Raw genomic sequence first — 18,082 nt, 5'->3', positions numbered from 1 at the left:
TGGCTGAAACCGTACGTTCCGAATGGTGCATCCGCATCGATGGTGACATTAAGAAGCGCTCTGACGATACCGTCAACAAGGGCCTTGGCACCGGCGAGATCGAAATTTTCATTCGTGATATGGAAGTTTTGGGCGACTCTCAAGAGCTGCCACTGCCAGTATTCGGTGAGTTGGAATACCCAGAAGATATTCGTCTGAAGTACCGTTTCCTCGACCTGCGTCGCGACACTCTGCACGCAAACCTGATGACACGGACTAAGATCATCAACTCCATGCGTCGCCGCATGAATGATGCTGAGTTTAACGAATTCCAGACACCAATTCTGACGGCTTCTTCTCCTGAAGGCGCACGCGATTTCTTGGTGCCTTCTCGTATTCACCCTGGTAAGTTTTACGCGTTGCCACAGGCTCCTCAGCAGTTCAAACAGCTGCTTATGATGTCTGGCTTTGATAAATACTTCCAGATCGCACCTTGCTTCCGTGATGAAGATCCACGCGCTGACCGTCTGCCAGGCGAGTTCTACCAGCTCGACGTGGAAATGAGCTTTGTCACTCAGGAAGACGTGCTGACCACCATGGAACCAGTTATCCGTGGTGTGTTTGATGAATTCTCTGAAGGTAAGCCAGTTACCAAAGAATTCCCACGCATTCCTTACGCAGAAGCGATCCGCAAATACGGCTCCGATAAGCCGGATCTGCGTAACCCGATCGAAATGCAGGACGTGACTGAACACTTCGCAGGCTCCGGCTTTAAAGTGTTTGCACGTATGATCGAGAGCGATCCAAAGGTTCAGGTCTGGGCAATCCCAGCTCCAAAGGGCGGTTCCCGCGCATTCTGTGATCGCATGAACTCATGGGCACAGAGCGAAGGCCAACCAGGCCTTGGTTATATCTTCTTCCGTAAAGAAGAAGACGCAATCGCCGGTGCTGGCCCAATTGCGAAAAACATCGGTACAGAGCGCACTGAAGCAGTCCGCACCCAGCTTGGTCTGGATGAAGGCGATGCGGTGTTCTTTGCGGCTGGCGATCCTAAAAAGTTCGCAGACTTCGCTGGCAAAGCGCGTACTCGCGCTGCTGAAGAGCTGAACTTGATTGATGAAGACCAGTTCGCACTGTGTTGGATTGTTGACTTCCCAATGTACGAATGGGACGAAGAAAACAAGAAAGTTGACTTCTGCCACAACCCATTCTCCATGCCAGAAGGTGGAATGGACGGCCTCAACAATGTTGAGCCTCTTGAACTGAACGCCTACCAGTACGACGTTGTCTGTAACGGTTATGAAATCGGCTCAGGCGCGATCCGTAACCACCAGGTCGAAGTCATGAAAAAAGCCTTCGAAATCGCTGGTTACGATGAAAGCCTGCTCGAAGAAAAATTCGGTGGCATGTTCCGCGCATTCCAGTACGGCGCGCCTCCACACGGCGGCATGGCTGCTGGCGTTGATCGTATCGTTATGCTGCTCGTTGGTGCAAAGAACCTGCGTGAGGTTACCTTGTTCCCAATGAACCAGCAGGCACAAGATTTGATGATGGGCGCTCCGGGCGATGTGTTCCCGGCACAGCTGCGCGATCTTCATATCCGCCTGAACTTGCCAGAAGCATAAGAGCCGCTGGCAGAAAAGCAGGTATGGCGGTTCACGTCATAATGTTATAAATCTCATGGAAGGGCGGTCGTAGATCTACGGTCGCCTTTTCATCTTCTACCGGTAGCAAATTAAGTCGTCATACTTAATTTCGCTGGAAAAGCTGAGGGTTTTAGGTGTTCGACGCCATAAGCAAAAAGCTGTTTGCGGATGAAGAGGGCGCTCCCAGCCTTATTCGCCGCCTTCTCCGAGAAAATTTCGGGCAATACAAGTTCCAATACATGATTGCGTTTGGCTTCATGATTGTAGCTGCCGCAGCAGGTGCTGGCAGTGCAGCCATCATGAAAAACGTGATCAATCAGGTCTTTATCGACCGTGATATCACAATGGTCTACATCATCTCCGGCGCGGTGATGACCATCTTTCTGACCAAAGGTATAGCGACCTATGGTCAGACTGTTGTGCTGAGCAGGATCGGTAACTCGATTGTCGCCAAGCTCCAGCGTAACATGTTTGAAAAAGTGACCCGATTGGGCGTCAGATATTTCGACCACACGACATTTGGTGATCTGGCTACACGATTTGGACACAACACAGGCGCTGCACGCGGTGTTATGGAGCTGATCATCCTTTCCGCTGGACGGGATATTATGTCGGTAATCGGTCTGGTCACGGTCATGGTCTGGCAGAATCCGCTGCTCTCACTCATCTCTCTGGGCATCATGCCTCCAGCTGTCTATGCTGTTTCCAAGCTTGTTCGCCGTGTGAAGAAGATTGCAAAGAGCCAGTTTGTTTCTCAGACAATCATTCTTTCCTTGGTAAAGGAAATGGCTCTGGGCATTCGCGTCGTGAAGTCCTTCAACTACGAAGCAAACATGCATTCGGCGATGGACAGCGCGGTCTCCAGCGTCGAGCAACAGTCCAACAAGATTGCGAAGTTGACTGCCAGAACATCGCCATTGATGGAAACTCTGGGCGGTATCGCGATTGGGATTATTATCCTCTACGGCGGTTATAGTGTAATTGCCTTGGATCAGGATCCTGGAGCATTCTTTGCCTTCATCACAGCACTTTTACTTGCATATGAGCCAATTAAACGCCTCGCTCGCTTTCAGGTTAATCTGAATACAAAGCTTGTTGGTGTGCGCCTGATGTACGAGCTTCTGGATATGCCAGAAGAAAATCAGAGAACCTTAGGCAAGCCTGATATGAAGGTCACCAAAGGACGGATCGAGTTCAAACAAGTCGAGTTCGATTATGGTGAGACGAAAGCTCTGAATGGCCTGAGTATGGTCGCAAATTCAGGTGAAGTGACTGCCCTTGTTGGTGCATCTGGAGCGGGTAAATCAACAGTCTTCTCATTGATTGAGCGTTTCTATGAAATTGATGAGGGTGGAATTCTGATCGATGATCAGGACATTCGCGACTTCAACATGGAAAGTCTGCGCAGCAATATCGCAATCGTGACACAGGATACGTTCCTGTTTGATCGTACGATCAGAGAGAACATCCTTATCGGCCGTCCTGGCGCCACGGATGAGGAAGTGATTGAGGCTGCAAAGAATGCAAATGCCCACGAGTTCATCGAGAAGATGGAAAAGGGCTACGAAAGCAATGCAGGCGAGGGTGGCACACGCCTTTCCGGCGGTCAGCGTCAGCGCTTGGCGATTGCACGGGCAATGCTTTCTGATGCACCCATTCTATTGCTGGATGAAGCGACGTCTGCTTTGGATGCTGAGTCCGAAAACAAAGTACAAACCGCGCTTGCACGCCTGATGAAGGGGCGTACGACACTCGTGATTGCGCACCGTCTTTCAACCGTTCGTGATGCGGACACCATCCATGTGTTGTCGCATGGCAAACTCTTAGAGAGCGGCACGCACGATCAGTTGTATGAGATGGATGGTTATTACAGGCATCTGTGTGAACTCCAGTTCACCAATCGCAATCAAGTAACTCAAAAAGCGTCTCCGGACGCTTGATAAGGCCGACTTGAAGCGCCGTTGAGCTTTTGCAAGGCTCTTCCAGACTACAAAAAAGGCCGCTGTGATATCACCTATCACAGCAGCTTTTTTTATTTCATCCTGTCTGAGCTTACTCGGTGTAGCTCACAGTTGCGCCCAGCATCTCAGGGAGCTGTTGAGGTGCAAGAGCCGCAATACCTCCAAGCTGCATGATTGGAACTGCTGTCTGCGGAGCAAGTGTCACGCGGATGTTGGTTGGCTTGGCAGCAAAGCTCTTAGCTGCTTGTGCCAGTTCCAGAGCAAATTCGGTTTCAGCCAGTGGACCAGCCTGCTGGAGCGTACCATCAATCATCATTGAAGCCAGCAATTCAGCAGGAAGACCTGCTTGCTCTGCCTGAGTTGCAAGAAGTTCACTGATAAGCGGTGAATCCATCACTTCGATCTGTGCGCCTTTGAAGGTCGCCAGAGCCACAACAGCTTCTGCCTCCTGTGGGTTCTCAAAGAGAGAGCGTGGAATTCCGCCAAGCTGAATGTCAGCACGAAGTTTTATGCCGTTTTCAAGCTCAAACTCGAATTTTTCCAGAGACAGATCCTGAGTGTTCTCATCCCACGCAATCTTGAAGTCCTGTGTGAGGTTAACACGCTCTATGCCAAGACGGTCAAGTACACCCAGAACCATCGGCTCTTGAAGGAGTGCAGCATCAAAGCTCAGACCACCAATGACTTCAGACAGGCTTGTCGGGATCGGCCCAATGTGATTACCCATCTCAATAGTAAGCTCATCAAGGGAGACTGGTGTTGGCAGATCTTTTGCCTGCATGTTCAGGCCAGCAAGAGAAATGCGTCCGATAGTTGGAATCGCCTTCATCGCTGCAGCAGGATCAGCTTCTGCCGCAAGAGTGCTCTCAACCATGGTGCGCAGGCTAGGCCATGCAAGATCAGCTAGTTCAAAGCTGACCAAGTCAAACACTGCATCGTCGCCTTCTACAGCACCATGTAAGCCTTCAAGTTTGACTTGACCAAGACTGTTTGTTGTCAGGTCTGTCGTTGAGGCGTGTTTCAGTGATGCTTCAAAACTTGGTGTTTTGGTGTCTTTCATGCGAGCGCGGATTGGGTCCCACGCTTTGATGACCATGTCGTTTATGTCTGAATATGCGACGGAGTATGAGCCGAGCGCATCAAGCATACCGAAAATCTGATCAACGGCCTCTTCTTCCTCTGGCTTGTCTTTGAGGCTCTCAAACGCAGCCCAAAGCTTGGCAGCATCACCACCTGACATGCGCACATCTTTGGTGGTAGATTCACCAGCACTCACTTCTAGAAAACCGAATGGTTCAGAGGCGCTGGCACCTTCAGTTTTTATTGTACTTGAGAAGCTTCCAACCCGGTACTCGCTCAGCAGCCTATCAGAAGGTGCCTTGGCCGCACCAAGAAGCGCCAGAAGCGGGCGTACGTCTTGATCTTTGACTGAAAAGTCGTTGTATACCGTTTCAGAAACCGTTGAGACCTCTCGGCCATCTGTCGTCATTGAAGTTGTTGTTTTATATTCAATTTCTTCAATTGAGGCCAAAGCCACAACACCATTTTCCGCGCCGGAGTAAACGCCGTTCTTAATGGTGTATGTCCCTGTAAGTGCGTCGGCCATTGCCATATCAGCGACAACTTCAGCAAAGCTGCTGCGGTCATAAGAAACACTGGTTGCGGCGGCGAGCAACTGCTGAAACTCTTCTGTGGTAACACCATCTGACAGAACAGGCAGGTCAATCCAGTTCACAGAATAACCGGAAATGACATAATCTTTGGCGTCAGCAATAACTTTGATGACATCGTCGGAGGCTTGAGCCTCTGCAACATTTTTGAAATTCTCTGCTTTCTCAAAAAAGCCGAGCTCAAGCTGCATCTCATCGGTGGTTACGTTTTGGAAGCTGAAGGTGTCACCGTCACGCGAAGAGCCATCATAAATCGCCTTTGGCGTCTTGATGATGTAGTAGACGCCAAGGTTAGGCTTGTCTTCATCGAGGGAAAGAGTGAACATTCCTTCGATTTTATGATCAAGAATTTCGGTCTTTGATCCGTCTTCTACCGCCTTCGCATATGTTGCAGTTTCTGCGCCATTTGCAAGGAACCAGTCATTGTACTTATCAATGAGGTCTGATGCAGGACTAGAAAGAGCAGGCTGGGCGGATAAACCTAATACAGTGATTGAAACAGCAAAAAATCCCTGCCGTTTGAAATTTTGGAAAGGCATTAAATAAACCTTTTATGGCTAGTAGGAGGGTTCCCCGCTAGTTTACATTTGCTTGAAGGGCGATGCCAAGCAAAGAAATGATGGAAGCGGGGGAAATCGCAGATACCCCAAGAATTTGTGTTACGCTTATCGGTGCCTTTGGGGTAGCACTCAGCGTGATACTCTGCGGATTTTGCAAGAAACTATAAATCGCTTCCGTAAACTCCAGCTGCTTTGCGCGATCAGGAATTCGCGCAAACTGCTTTTCTGCTTTCTCCGTCAATTGCTGTGTATAGGCAGAACGCGATTGTCCGTGTCGGTGAGCTTGACGTTCAAGCATGTCATCCAGACTGCCTTCATCGACGAGTGAGAGATTGAAACTGGAGATGGCTGCGCTCTGTAATAAATCCAGCGCAATGACGTTATCCTTGGTGGCAAGCTCGGCGATCTGCTCAACAACTGTATCTGTGAGACCTTCTAGTTTCAGGGAGACCTGCACAGAGAAAAGATCTTTCAGCACAACAGCCGCACTCGGAATATTGACTTCGCCCGTGTCGCCATTCCACTCACCTTCAAAGTCGATATCTGCATCCACTTGAGACAGGCCCAACTCATCAAGCATTTGCTGTTGTGGTGGAGCAAACATGGATCGGCTCAAAACGATATGAGCAACCTGAACACTGGCAATGATAGGGAAGCCGCCATTGTTGACGTCAAAGTCGATACTGACCCGCTCAATAGGCATAGATTGGCCCGTTGAACGATCCTGAAACAACAGTCCCATAATCTCTGCAGTGGAATAGAGTGACATGGGGAGGTTTGATGCTGGATTGCTTAGATCATTGGCATTGGGAAGATAAAGATCCGTAATCGCGATCTTGTCTGCCGTGAAGTTGAAGTCTGGTTCGTCAACCTCGAACTTCGAAGCTGCAAATGCCCCGACAAAGATCCGTCCGTCACTTTCCACGGATGCCTGAGCCAGCGCCAGATCGCCAATCTTGAAGCGCTTTGTCTGATCTACATTCGGATAACCTTCAATACCGCCAATAGAAAGCACGTCATTGTCGACAGTAACCGGTCCTACATGCGTCAAGGTCAACCCGCGATCCTGAAGGTTCTGAAGAAAAGCCTTCGCGACAGCATTATCTGTATTGATCTGTGCTGACGCTGTAAGAGCAAGGCAGCTGCTGAAGAGGAGGGCAAAGAAGAATACAAGGAAGGCACGATGGCGACGTAACTCAGAACTGCGCATAGCTCGGCTCCAGATTGACCGCTAAGAGGCATTTGGGTGCTAAGCTGGCATATTGAGAGTTAGGGGCGCGTGTATATCACTGCAAAAAGTCAAACCACTCTGAGAGAAAACATGGTGGAACCCTGCATTTAACAGCCATTTTGGAAAGCATCTGGGGATCGTTTAGGGTGTTTGGATGATTTTTACAGTTTTAAGTAAGCCTTAATCATAGAAATAGGTAGCCGTATTTTGCATTTTTAAGGTCGTGGTTGTGTCTCGCCATTATTTCGTATTTGTCCGCGCAATTTTGGTTGCTTTGGGATTGGCGCTCTTGCCATTGCTCATTGGCAATATGATCCTCGAGAACTTCGCGATGCACCAGGCGCGGAACGAAATGAACGCGATCGCAGATCGTTACATCTCAAGAAGCGAGGCCGCGATTTCCGGTGCTGTAGAAATACTGCGCCAGATGCAGGTGAAAGGCCTGACATCCTGCACACGCCAAAATCAGGGTGAGTTTGAAAAGACCCTCTCAGAAAACGTCATTATCAATGCAATAGGGATCGTGGATCACCGTGGTGTCCCCATGTGTTACGTGCCGGCTCAGGTTCGCCGCGGTAACAGTATTCTCCCTGCACTCAAGCCAGATGCCCCGCGTGTTGGAATTGGTATGTCCTGGATGGAGTATCAGGGTATCCGCACGGCGCTGGTCTCCTGGAAACTTAGAAATGGCTGGCGTCTGGTTGCCAATATTTCTCCAACCGTACTCGCGATTGAACCGGGCCCAGATTATCTGCGCCATGCTTCTGAAATCGAAGTCCGGTTAGGGCGTGATCATGTTTGGGTCAATCCGACAAACAACAGCAACCTTCCCGTCATCATGGGCAGCAACTTCATCGAAGAGTTTGCAGCGTCAACAATCTACCCGATTAACGTGCGGATCCGAAGCGACCGCAATGCGGTCATGAGTCTGGTAGGCGAACTCAAGATCGTGGCAGTGATCGCCTGTTCAGGCATTGCTATTTTCCTGATCGCCTTGGGCGTCTGGCTTTCCTGGAAGCCAGAAAAAGATGCAGAAGACGACTTTGTTGCTTCCATCCGTAACAACGAGTTCATACCGTACTATCAGCCTGTCGTAGACATCGTAACTGGTGAGCTACAGGGCTGTGAAATGCTGATGAGATGGCAACTCCCCAACGGTAAAATGGTCTCTCCAGGTCAGTTTATGACCTATGCTGAAACATCAGGCCATATTTTTGAGATGACCCGCAGCATCATGCGCCAGTCCATTGATGATTTGGGAGAGCTCTATTCTCAACATCCGGAACTGAAGCTCTCGGTCAACCTTTTCGCAGGCCATTTTAATGATCGATCCATTGTAGACGATCTACTGGATATCTACGAAGACTCTCCAATTGCGCTCAATCAGGTGGTTATGGAGGTGACAGAGCGTCAGCCTCTTGAAGATATCGACCTGGCGAGAAAGATCATCGCAGAGCTACAAGCCCATGGCATTCGTGTCGCTCTTGATGATGTGGGAACAGGTCATGGCGGTCTGGCTTACTTGCAAAAGCTGGGCATGGACATCGTCAAGATCGATAAGATGTTCATCGACCCATTAGGCAGCGAAGAGAATGCCTTCCGTCTGGTCGATGCCATAGCCGAACTTGCGGATACGATGAACATGGGCATCATCGCAGAAGGCGTTGAGAAGTATGAGCAAATTGTACTTCTGCGTGAGCTCGGAGTGTCTTCTGCGCAGGGGTACATCTTCTCCAAACCATTGCCAGCCCGCAAATACCTTGAGTTTGCGGAGGATATCTTCACAGATAGACGCAATCCGGTGAAGGTGCTTGAAGACAAGAAACATGCTTCTGATGAAGCGCTGGATCAGATCGTTTCTCAAAGCGACGTCGACTAACCCAACTTACCTCTATTTCAACACGAGTCAGATCAATGCCCTCTGAAGGGCATAAATCATGCCGCCATGCGCATAACTTACCGCGCTTTGTTGATTAATATTAATATATTCCATAATTATATGTAGTGCATGTCTGATAACCCGCTTCACCGCACTTTCTAGCAGTCTTGGCTATCTCCCAAAAGCTCAGGAAAGGGAGGCGAAAGACAGTATTCTACGGAAAGAAGCAACTGGAAAAGAAATATTCACTCGCACGCGGTTTATTAGCTGCATGTGCCTCAGCACAGCCTTCAGCTTGGGTTAGCCTTTGCCAACCTCATTAATCGGAGCAAGGCGAACGATGAACCAGATCATAAAGGGTGCGGAATTGGAGAGCGCAGTTCCTGCAAATGTCTTTGTAGAAACAGTAACGGAAGTGACCCATTTCACGGACCGCCTTTTCCGGTTCAAAATCACGCGTCCTTCAAGCTTCAGATTCCGTTCTGGTGAATTTGTCATGATCGGGTTGATGATCGACGGAAAGCCACTCTTCCGTGCATACTCAATCGCGAGCCCTTCCTGGGATGAAGAACTGGAGTTCTTCTCGATTAAAGTTCCAGACGGCCCGTTGACCCAGCACTTGCAGAAGATCAAAGAAGGCGACCATATCCTTCTGAAGAAAAAATCCACCGGAACACTTGTGCTTGACGCTCTGTCTCCAGCAAAACGTCTTTATATGTTCTCATCTGGAACTGGCATTGCTCCATTTGCCAGCTTGATCCGTGATCCTGAGACCTATGAGAAATTCGATGAAGTGATCCTGACCCACACCACACGCGAAATCTCTGAGCTTCGCTATGGGGAAGAGTTGGTGGCCGACATCAGCAATGATCCGCTGATTGGCGAAGTTGCTGCTGGCAAACTACATCTTTATAACTCCGTCACCCGCGAACGCTTTAAGCGGGAAGGGCGCATCACGCACCTAATTGAAAGTGGCAAACTCTTTGACGATCTGTCAGTTCCAGTCTTAGACGTCGCAGAAGACCGGGCCATGATCTGCGGCTCCATGCACATGATTGCAGATACCAAGGCATTGCTGGAACAACGCGGTTTCACCGAGGGTGCCAACAACAATCCAGGTGATTTTGTTGTTGAACGTGCGTTCGTGGGCTAAACCACAGTGCATTATGTGATAGCTCATCTTTATTGCATTGGAGATGAGGTCACGTGGGCAAGAAAGTTTCATCTGAATATCTGCGCCGGGCAGCGCTGCATTATCTAAACAGATACAGTGCATCGGAAGACAGTCTGCGACGTGTTTTGAAGCGTAAAGTAGACAAACGGGCCAGAGAAGCAGATGAAGATCCCCATGAGTTCTATGAGTTGATTGAACCTGTGGTCACGTTTTGCCGTGATCACAAGTTTGTCGATGATCTTCAATTTGCACAAAGCAAAATCAGATCGGCGACACTCAAAGGCAAATCCAGCTCCCGAATAAAGCTGGAACTGAATGCCAAAGGTGTGTCTGGAGACGATATTCAGACAGCTTTTGACGACGAAACCCATGATGACCAACGCGCAGCAATTGCCTATGCCAAACGCAAGCGCCTTGGGCCGTGGCGGACAAAACCAAAAGAAGAGCGGCGGGATAAAGAGCTTGGCAGTTTGATCCGCGCAGGCTTCCCCTTTTCGCTTGCTCAAAAGATCATTGACATGACCTTGGAAGAGGCTGAAGACATCATCTACGGACCCGTTTCCTGAAGTTTTTCTTCAAATCCTCTGAAAAATCCTGAAAGCCTCTTGGGAGCGCAGCAATAATTCTTCTCTAGATTAGCACGATCTGCAATCAATCCAGCACCGTGCCTTTGGGAGAAAAGATGCCGGATTCAGATCTACGCGACACTTTCAGAAGATACGGTCTGCTCATCCCGGTGCTTGCAGGTGTATGCCTGTTGGTGAGTCCTCAGCTCTCAGTTGCCGACGACCTAACTCCAAAAGACGCTCCCTCCGACAAAACTGATGTCATCGTGACGCCCCAACAGGACGGAGGTGTTCACATCGATGAAATGCGCCAGTCAGGCTGTGCCGTCATGATTGATGACTTTGATGAATACCCAAGTGCAAGCGACTGGGATATTCACCGCATGAACAAGCCAGAAAACTTCCAGATTGAAAGCGATGTTGTGCGCGATGGTGGACACTCGCTGGCGATCACTGTGTTTGGCGATGATGAGTTGGACGCAGAGGGAAACCTGAAAAATGAACTTTGGGAGGCACGTCAAAAGCGTTGTAATTTTGGCGATGAGGTTTGGTACTCATTCAGCTTTAAAATTGATGGAACCGTCTGGCCTGCCGGATCGACCCGCTGGGTGATTGGTCAATGGAAGGAAGACTCTGGCGGCAGCCCATTTCTGGCGCAACGGTTTGACAACGGCGTTTTTCACATCACTGTCCAGCACAATGATATTCGTAAATTAGTTGCGCAGGCAGAAGGTAGCTATCAGCAGGACTTTAAGGGGTTCTCGCAGGAGCTCCAGCAAATGCTGAGTTTGGATCGACAAGGTTTTCGCAACAGAAATGATGCAAGCCGCACCTCAGACGAGTTCCTTGGCAGTGGCCTTTCAATTCCTGAGCTGAAAAAAGCGATTGAAGCACAGGATACCTCTAAGTTTCCATTTCTGGCGGACCCACAAACCTACTCAGATTATCCAGGTATTCAGATCGAACTCTCAGATGACCCGGTACTGCCGGATCCAACAACCGGATGGGTTGATATGCGATATCGCGTCAAAGGAAGCCGTGTTGGGCAGGGGATCATCGAAATTTGGGCCAACAACAGGTTCATCGCACGCGTTACTGGTTACATTGGTAACGATGAATTTGCCGGTAAAACCCAATACTTCAAGTTCGGGCATTACCGGGATTATGATCGCGATGACTTGCAGTCGACAGTGTATCTGGACCGCTTTCGCCGCGGCCCACACCGGTCTGATGTAGACTAAAACAAGCCTTCAATCTGGCTGTTTTCATCAAGCCCGATGGTCTCTGCTGCCGGATGGCGCGGCAGGCCCGGCATCACCATAATATCGCCAGTCAGTGCCACAATAAATCCAGCCCCCGCGGAAAGTCGAACCGCACGCACATGGATGCTGTAGTCTGATGGCGCGCCAAGCAAGGCTGGATCGGTCGAGAAGGAATATGGTGTCTTGGCCATACATACTGAAAGGTGGCCGTAGCCTTGTTCCTCATAGGACTTGAGCTGATCTTTGACAGCCTGCTCACAGGTGACCTTTGAGGCGCCATAAATCTTTTTGCAAATCCGGCGTATCTTCTTCCAAAGAGCCAGATCATCTTCATAAAGATGTTTGAACTCTGACTGTGTCGTCTGGAGGATCTCAGAGACAGAGGTCGCCAGCTCCTCAGTGCCTGCTGAGCCATTGGCCCAATGTGTGCAGGGCACGGCTTTAACACCGAGCTTCTCCATACGCGACATGATCACGTCAATTTCCTGGTCTGTATCAGGGCCGTACCGATTGATCGCCACAATTACAGGAACGCCATAGCGCTTGCAGTTTTTGACGTGTCGTTCCAGATTGCTCATGCCTTTTTCAAGTGCGGGGATGTTCTCTACTGTCAGATCATTCTTGGCAACTCCGCCATGCATTTTGAGTGCGCGAACCGTTGCCACAACAACAACGGCATTTGGTGTCAAACCAGCTTGACGGCATTTGATGTTGAAGAACTTTTCAGCGCCAAGATCAGCACCAAAACCAGCTTCCGTCACCACATAATCAGAAAGACGCAGCGCGGTCTTTGTCGCAATCACTGAGTTGCAGCCATGGGCGATATTGGCAAACGGACCACCATGGATAAAGGCAGGGTTGTTCTCAAGTGTCTGAACCAGATTAGGTCGGAAGGCGTCTTTAAGCAGCGCAGTCATCGCGCCATCGGCTTTCAGATCCCGGCAGTAAATCGGTGTCTTATCTTTGCGATACCCAATCAACAGGCGGCCTAAACGCTCCTGAAGATCCTGCAGGCTTTCAGCAAGGCAAAGCACGGCCATCACTTCAGAAGCCACGGTGATATCATAGCCAGACTCGCTCGGGAACCCGTTGCTGACGCCGCCAAGCCCAGTGGTAATGGAGCGCAATGAGCGGTCATTGATATCGACCACCCGGCGCCAGACAATCCGGCGCTGGTCAATATTCTCTGCATTGCCCCAATAGATGTGGTTGTCGATCATCGCAGAAAGCAGGTTATGCGCAGCGGTGATTGCATGCAGATCACCTGTAAAATGGAGGTTGATATCCTCCATAGGCACCACCTGCGCGTAACCGCCACCCGCAGCCCCACCCTTCATGCCAAAACACGGGCCTAACGAGGGTTCACGCAAGCAGATGGTTGTTTTCAGCCCGATGCGATTGAGCGCATCACCAAGGCCCACGGTTGTTGTGGTCTTGCCTTCTCCCGCTGGGGTTGGGGAAACAGCTGTGACAAGTATGAGTTTGCCATATGGATTGCTGTTCAGCTCTGGCATCTCATCCAGATTAACCTTGGCTTTAAACCGGCCATAAGGTTCAAGAGCGTCCTCCGGGATCTTCAGATTTTGAGCGATGCGCGCAATGGGTTTCATGTCTGCTGCGCGGGCAATTTCAATATCTTTCATGGAAAATCTCCAGATTAGAACGTGTAATCAAATGAGCCGGAGAGAGCGTCAAAACGCAAATCAGGCAGGAACAGCAATGTAATCTCTACGTAGAATCTCTACCGAATGCACCTGTAAAGTTCAAGATTGAGGTTGGGCACTTGAAACTAACTTAGTTAACGGTGCTCATCTGTGTTTTTGCTGAGATGTGAAATATTATTGCCTGAATAGCTGTTGGTCTGTTCTAAAATTCACCAGACTGCGCTTGCGCGGCAAATCCAAGAGCAGTAGAGCTGGTTGGCTTTTATAAACAAACTGCGCCGTGCCGTAGTTTCGTCGGTTAGGTCACCCCATGTTTTTATTTGAAGTTGCCGCGCTCGGTGCCGCTGCCACCTGGGCTGTTGGTGGTCTCATTTCAGCAAAACCTGCAGCTCACCTTGGAGCCATTGGCTTCAATTGTGTGCGTATGTGGTTTGTTGTGGTGTTTCTGGGTATCTATGTCATTGCAACAGGCACATGGAATACGGTTGATTCAAGCCACGCCTCTCTTATCTTTCTCTCTGGCTTTGTCGGCATCTTCATGGGGGACACATTGCTGTTCCTCACGCTCAACCGTATGGGGCCGCGCCGCACAGCCATCCTGTTTTCCATGAACGCACCCATGTCAGCGCTTCTTGGTTGGTTGTTTCTGTCAGAGGAGCTGTCATTTCAGGCGCTTGTCGGTATCTCGTTCGTTCTGGTCGGCGTTATCCTCGCCATTGCGTTTGGGAAGCGCAAAGACCAGCTTCATAAATGGGAGGCGATTAGAGGTCCTGTTGCCATTGGTGTCCTCTTTGGCACGTTGGCCGCACTTTCCCAATCAGTCGGGTCAATCATCATTCGTCCCGTTATGGAAAGTGGAGCAGATCCCGTCGCCATCTCGCTTATGCGCTGTACCATTGCAGCCTTTGGTTTGCTGGTGTTGTTTTACCTGCCGGGCCGTCCTTTCAGACTGGCGAACCCAATCAACAAAGAGATCGTCGCACTGGCCTCCCTGTCCGGCATGCTGGGCATGGGGATCGGCATGACGTTGATCCTCTATGCGCTGAGTGGCGGAGAGGTTGGCATTGTTTCCACCCTGTCAGCAACCACTCCAGCGATGATGCTGCCTGTTCTGTGGTGGCAAACCAAAGAGTTTCCTGCCATTGGGGCATGGTTCGGTGCACTCCTCGTCATTCTCGGCTGTGCTTTGATTTTCATGAGCTAAACAGATGATAAGGCAACGATGCTGCCTAAGCACCACAAGCAGGTGCGACCTTAAGTGGCCGCACCGCAAGATCTTGTAGCGTGGCCGCATCAGCAATTTCTGTGAGTTTTGCAGGCAATTGGTCGAATTTTATCAAGTTCGCTATTCAGCCAGTTGACGGAAGCCCCTGAAATCTGATCAATAGCCGGGCATTTGGTATTTTTGTCGATTAGATAAAAATGAAAAGGGAACACGGTCCGATTGGAAAAGCCGTGGCTGCCCCCGCAACTGTAAGCGTAGAGTTGTTGCTCACACATGCCACTGACGCAGCTGTTTAAAGCTGTGTTGGGAAGGCGGAGCAACAGTAAGGACGCGCAAGCCAGGAGACCTGCCAGATGCAGTCACTCACCCACGGCACGGGGCGTGCTAAGGGGCGGTATTCCGTTCAGGTGACATTCACAGTGCGTCTGAGCGGTAATGAATCTGACTTTATTTCAAAAGGTTATAACCAGATTTCTTCAAAGACGCACAATGCAATCAACAGCATGGTATCCGTCATGGATGCTGTGAATGATGGACCAAACTCGTGCGTAACACATCTTGGATCGCAGCTACCCTCAAATCCGGCGTAGCTCTCTCAGCTCTCCTCAGCTCAACTCTAATCTCCTCCGCAAACGAGACCGAGCTCGATGAAATCATCGTCATCGCCAACAGAACGGAAACCGAAGCCGGCAAAGTCGGCTCCACAACACATGTCGTGACCGAAGAAGACCTAAAGAACGACGGCGCTATGTTTGTCTCTGAATACCTGACAAAGTTGCCGGGTATCTCGTTCTCGCAAAACGGCGGAGCGGGTAAAACAAGTGCTTTGCGCATTCGTGGAATGAGTGGTTATTACACGAAGATTTTGCTGGATGGTGTCGATATTGCTGACCCGTCTGGTACGCAAGTTGAAGCTCGCCTTGAGCATGTCCTACTTAATGATGTTGAGCGTATTGAAATCTTAAAAGGCTCGCACAGTGCATTATATGGTGGCCAAGCGGTGGGGGGTGTTATCAATATCATCACCAAACGCGCTGCGCCGGGCACCGTGAAGCATAATGCGGCCATCGAGGGCGGCAGCTACGGAACCGTCAACGCGTCCTATGGATTTCAAGCGGCGACTGAAACAGCAGATATCGCAGTAAATGTGCAGCGCTACCATACTGATGGGTTTAGCGCGCAAACTCCAAAAAGTGACACAGCAGATGAGGACGGTTATGAGAACCTGACCTTTTCTGCAAAAGGTTCAGTCGATGTCACAGAGGCTCTGAACCTATATTTTGTTGCACGCGGTACGGATGGTCACAGCGAGTTTGATGGGGGATCTGATCCAGATGGGCGTGATGAGCAGGATTTTCATCAGTACATGGGAAAATTTGGTGCAGATGTTGCTTGGTTTGATGATCGAGTAACAACTGATGCTTCGTTTCAGGTCATTCATACAAAGCGCCAATACTTTGGCGGGTTCTCCAAAAAATACTCAGGTGATCGTTACAAGTTTGACGTTCTCAATACCTTTGAAGCGACAGACGAAATTACTTTGAATTTTGGTGGCGATTGGATGCATGAAGACTATACTGAGTATGGTAGTAGCCGTATCTTTGGTGGCTTTGTTGAAGCAATGGTTGAGCCATCAGATGACCTAAGCCTCTCGGTGTCTTCTCGCTTGGATTACCATTCTCATTTCGGTGCTTATTGGTCTGGTCGTGGAACCATTTCCTATCAGTTGCTTGAAGATACGCGTATCCATTCAAGCCTCGGGAATGGTTTTCGAGCGCCATCATCTTATGAGTTGTATGACGTAAAATATGGGAACCCAAATTTTGAACCTGAAACTGCCATGAGTTTTGACCTGGGTATCGATCAGAATCTGTTGGGTGATAAACTTAGACTTTCAGGAACCTATTTTCAGATCATGACTGAAGATTTGATTAGATATGACCGTACAACCAATAAATACGTACAGATCAACGGCATGTCCCGCAGCCAAGGTGCGGAGCTGTCTGCTAACTGGGATGTTCTCGACAATCTGAGCTTCAATGCTGCCTACACTTACACATGGGCTGTTGGACCAGACAAAAAACGCTTGGTGCGTGTCCCTCTGCATGACGTGAATGTAGGCGCGACTTACAAGCCCGTTGATGTGCTATCTCTCAACCTCAATACCAGTTACGTCTCCGGAATCGAAGATGACGGTGAGCTCGACGACTTCGTTCTAGTCAACGCAAAAGCTGCTTATCAGTACACCGAGAATCTAACGTTCCATGTCCGCGGTGAAAACTTGCTGGATCAGGATTATGAGCGGATCAGAGACTATCAGACACCGGGTCTTTCCGTTTACGCTGGTCTTACTGCCAGTTTCTGATTAAGTATGCCGCTCGGTGAAAGCTGAGCGGCATCTTGCAGGGGATGGCTCTGCTCGGGCTGCCTTCCCATGTCTGTACGCCTCTCAAAAGGTCGAAATGCGAAATAAGATCAAAAAGATCATGCAAATGGCGTTTCTGATGGCTCTGGCATTCAGTCCTGTTGTTGCACGAGCGGACCAGAGCGAGACGGAGGCACCCAAGCGAGTTGTCTCCATGAACCTGTGCACCGACCAGTTTTCCATGCTACTTGCAGGCAAAGAACAACTTGTATCAGTCTCCAAATTAGCATCTGACCCAACGCTCTCCGTCATGAGTGAAGAGGCAGGGGCCTATCCGGTCAACTTCGGTGGGGCAGAAGAAATCTATCTGATGAACCCGGATCTGGTGATCGCGGGGACATACACAAACCAAACCACAGTGCAGATGCTGCGTGGTCTCGGGATAACGGTGGTTCAGATGCCGCCCGTTCGCACCATCTCAGACATCGCCAAAGAGCTACGACGTCTCGGTAAGATATTGGGACGTGAGCAACAAGCTGAGGCACTCGCACGGCAATTCACCTCTGAAATCCAGCAGTTTGTCGATGCTCAGCCAGCTGAACGAGCGCGGGCAGGGGTCTACTACGCCAATGGATACACGGCGGGAGATGGCAGTCTCGTCAATGAGCTGATCACCACCGCTGGCCTGCAGAACATTGCCAATAATCTGGGTTTGAAGGGCACGAGCAAGCTGCCCTTGGAACTGCTGATCCTTGAAGCCCCGCAGCTGCTTGTTGAGGGCACTCAGTTCTCAGATAAACCTGCATTGGCTTTTGAACTCCTCGCTCACCCAGCCTTGAAGCGCACGCTCGGCAACAGTGGTCGTGTCATGGTCGAAGACAAGTACACCATTTGTGGCCT

Annotated in this window: 12 protein-coding genes and 1 riboswitch; of the genes, 9 read left to right on the top strand and 3 right to left on the bottom strand. The window is 49.9% G+C overall.

What is annotated here, in order from left to right; translation table 11 throughout:
* Together aspS and PPL9_RS25535 are read left to right on the top strand one after the other, a co-directional pair.
* On the top strand, positions 1-1,604 hold a 1,604-nt coding region (gene aspS, locus PPL9_RS25540), incomplete at its 5' end, for an aspartate--tRNA ligase (protein WP_152986831.1).
* 155 nt (positions 1,605-1,759) lie between these two features.
* A complete protein-coding gene (locus PPL9_RS25535) occupies positions 1,760-3,565 on the top strand; it encodes an ABC transporter ATP-binding protein (protein ID WP_057465333.1) in 1,806 nt (601 codons plus the stop codon).
* A gap of 112 nt (positions 3,566-3,677) precedes the next feature.
* Here the strand turns inward: PPL9_RS25535 and PPL9_RS25530 are convergent, their stop codons facing one another.
* Both PPL9_RS25530 and PPL9_RS25525 read right to left on the bottom strand, forming a co-directional pair.
* Positions 3,678-5,795: a hypothetical protein gene (locus tag PPL9_RS25530; RefSeq protein ID WP_057465332.1), complete on the bottom strand. Its 2,118-nt coding sequence runs from the start codon at positions 5,793-5,795 to the stop codon at positions 3,678-3,680.
* A gap of 37 nt (positions 5,796-5,832) precedes the next feature.
* On the bottom strand, positions 5,833-7,026 hold the full coding sequence (locus PPL9_RS25525; protein ID WP_057465331.1) for a hypothetical protein: 1,194 nt from the start codon (positions 7,024-7,026) through the stop codon (positions 5,833-5,835).
* A gap of 250 nt (positions 7,027-7,276) precedes the next feature.
* On the opposite strand from PPL9_RS25525, the gene PPL9_RS25520 reads away from it, so the two are divergent.
* The 4 genes from PPL9_RS25520 (at position 7,277) to PPL9_RS25505 (ending at position 11,907) form a co-directional block, all read left to right on the top strand.
* A complete protein-coding gene (locus PPL9_RS25520) occupies positions 7,277-8,926 on the top strand; it encodes an EAL domain-containing protein (RefSeq protein ID WP_057465330.1) in 1,650 nt (549 codons plus the stop codon).
* Positions 8,927-9,266: 340 nt separating this feature from the next.
* Positions 9,267-10,079 carry a ferredoxin--NADP reductase gene (locus PPL9_RS25515; RefSeq protein ID WP_057465329.1) on the top strand — a complete coding sequence of 271 codons (813 nt, stop codon included), beginning with the start codon at positions 9,267-9,269 and terminating at the stop codon, positions 10,077-10,079.
* Between the two features lie 53 nt (positions 10,080-10,132).
* Positions 10,133-10,666, top strand: coding sequence for a regulatory protein RecX (locus PPL9_RS25510; RefSeq protein WP_057465328.1), 534 nt, complete (start codon positions 10,133-10,135; stop codon positions 10,664-10,666).
* Between the two features lie 116 nt (positions 10,667-10,782).
* Positions 10,783-11,907: a heparin lyase I family protein gene (locus PPL9_RS25505; protein WP_057465327.1), complete on the top strand. Its 1,125-nt coding sequence runs from the start codon at positions 10,783-10,785 to the stop codon at positions 11,905-11,907.
* Here PPL9_RS25505 and PPL9_RS25500 read toward each other — a convergent pair.
* Positions 11,904-13,571 carry a formate--tetrahydrofolate ligase gene (locus tag PPL9_RS25500; protein WP_057465326.1) on the bottom strand — a complete coding sequence of 556 codons (1,668 nt, stop codon included), beginning with the start codon at positions 13,569-13,571 and terminating at the stop codon, positions 11,904-11,906. The two genes, PPL9_RS25505 and PPL9_RS25500, sit on opposite strands and share 4 nt — an antisense overlap.
* Before the next feature lie 331 nt (positions 13,572-13,902).
* On the opposite strand from PPL9_RS25500, the gene PPL9_RS25495 reads away from it, so the two are divergent.
* The 3 genes from PPL9_RS25495 to PPL9_RS25485 form a co-directional block, all read left to right on the top strand.
* Complete coding sequence (locus tag PPL9_RS25495; protein ID WP_057465325.1) at positions 13,903-14,796, top strand: DMT family transporter; 894 nt, start codon at positions 13,903-13,905, stop codon at positions 14,794-14,796.
* A gap of 176 nt (positions 14,797-14,972) precedes the next feature.
* A riboswitch (cobalamin riboswitch) is annotated at positions 14,973-15,186 on the top strand.
* Positions 15,187-15,361: 175 nt separating this feature from the next.
* Entirely contained in the window at positions 15,362-17,182 is a 1,821-nt protein-coding gene (locus PPL9_RS25490; protein WP_057465324.1) for a TonB-dependent receptor, read from the top strand.
* A gap of 97 nt (positions 17,183-17,279) precedes the next feature.
* Positions 17,280-18,082, top strand: an 803-nt coding sequence (locus tag PPL9_RS25485) for an ABC transporter substrate-binding protein (RefSeq protein ID WP_057465402.1), incomplete at its 3' end; no start/stop codon positions are given.

This window comes from Pseudovibrio sp. POLY-S9 (genome assembly GCF_001431305.1).
In the GTDB taxonomy this organism is placed as follows: domain Bacteria; phylum Pseudomonadota; class Alphaproteobacteria; order Rhizobiales; family Stappiaceae; genus Pseudovibrio.
Note: the sequence above shows the minus strand (reverse complement) of the source record. Positions and strands in the feature narration are given on the sequence as shown.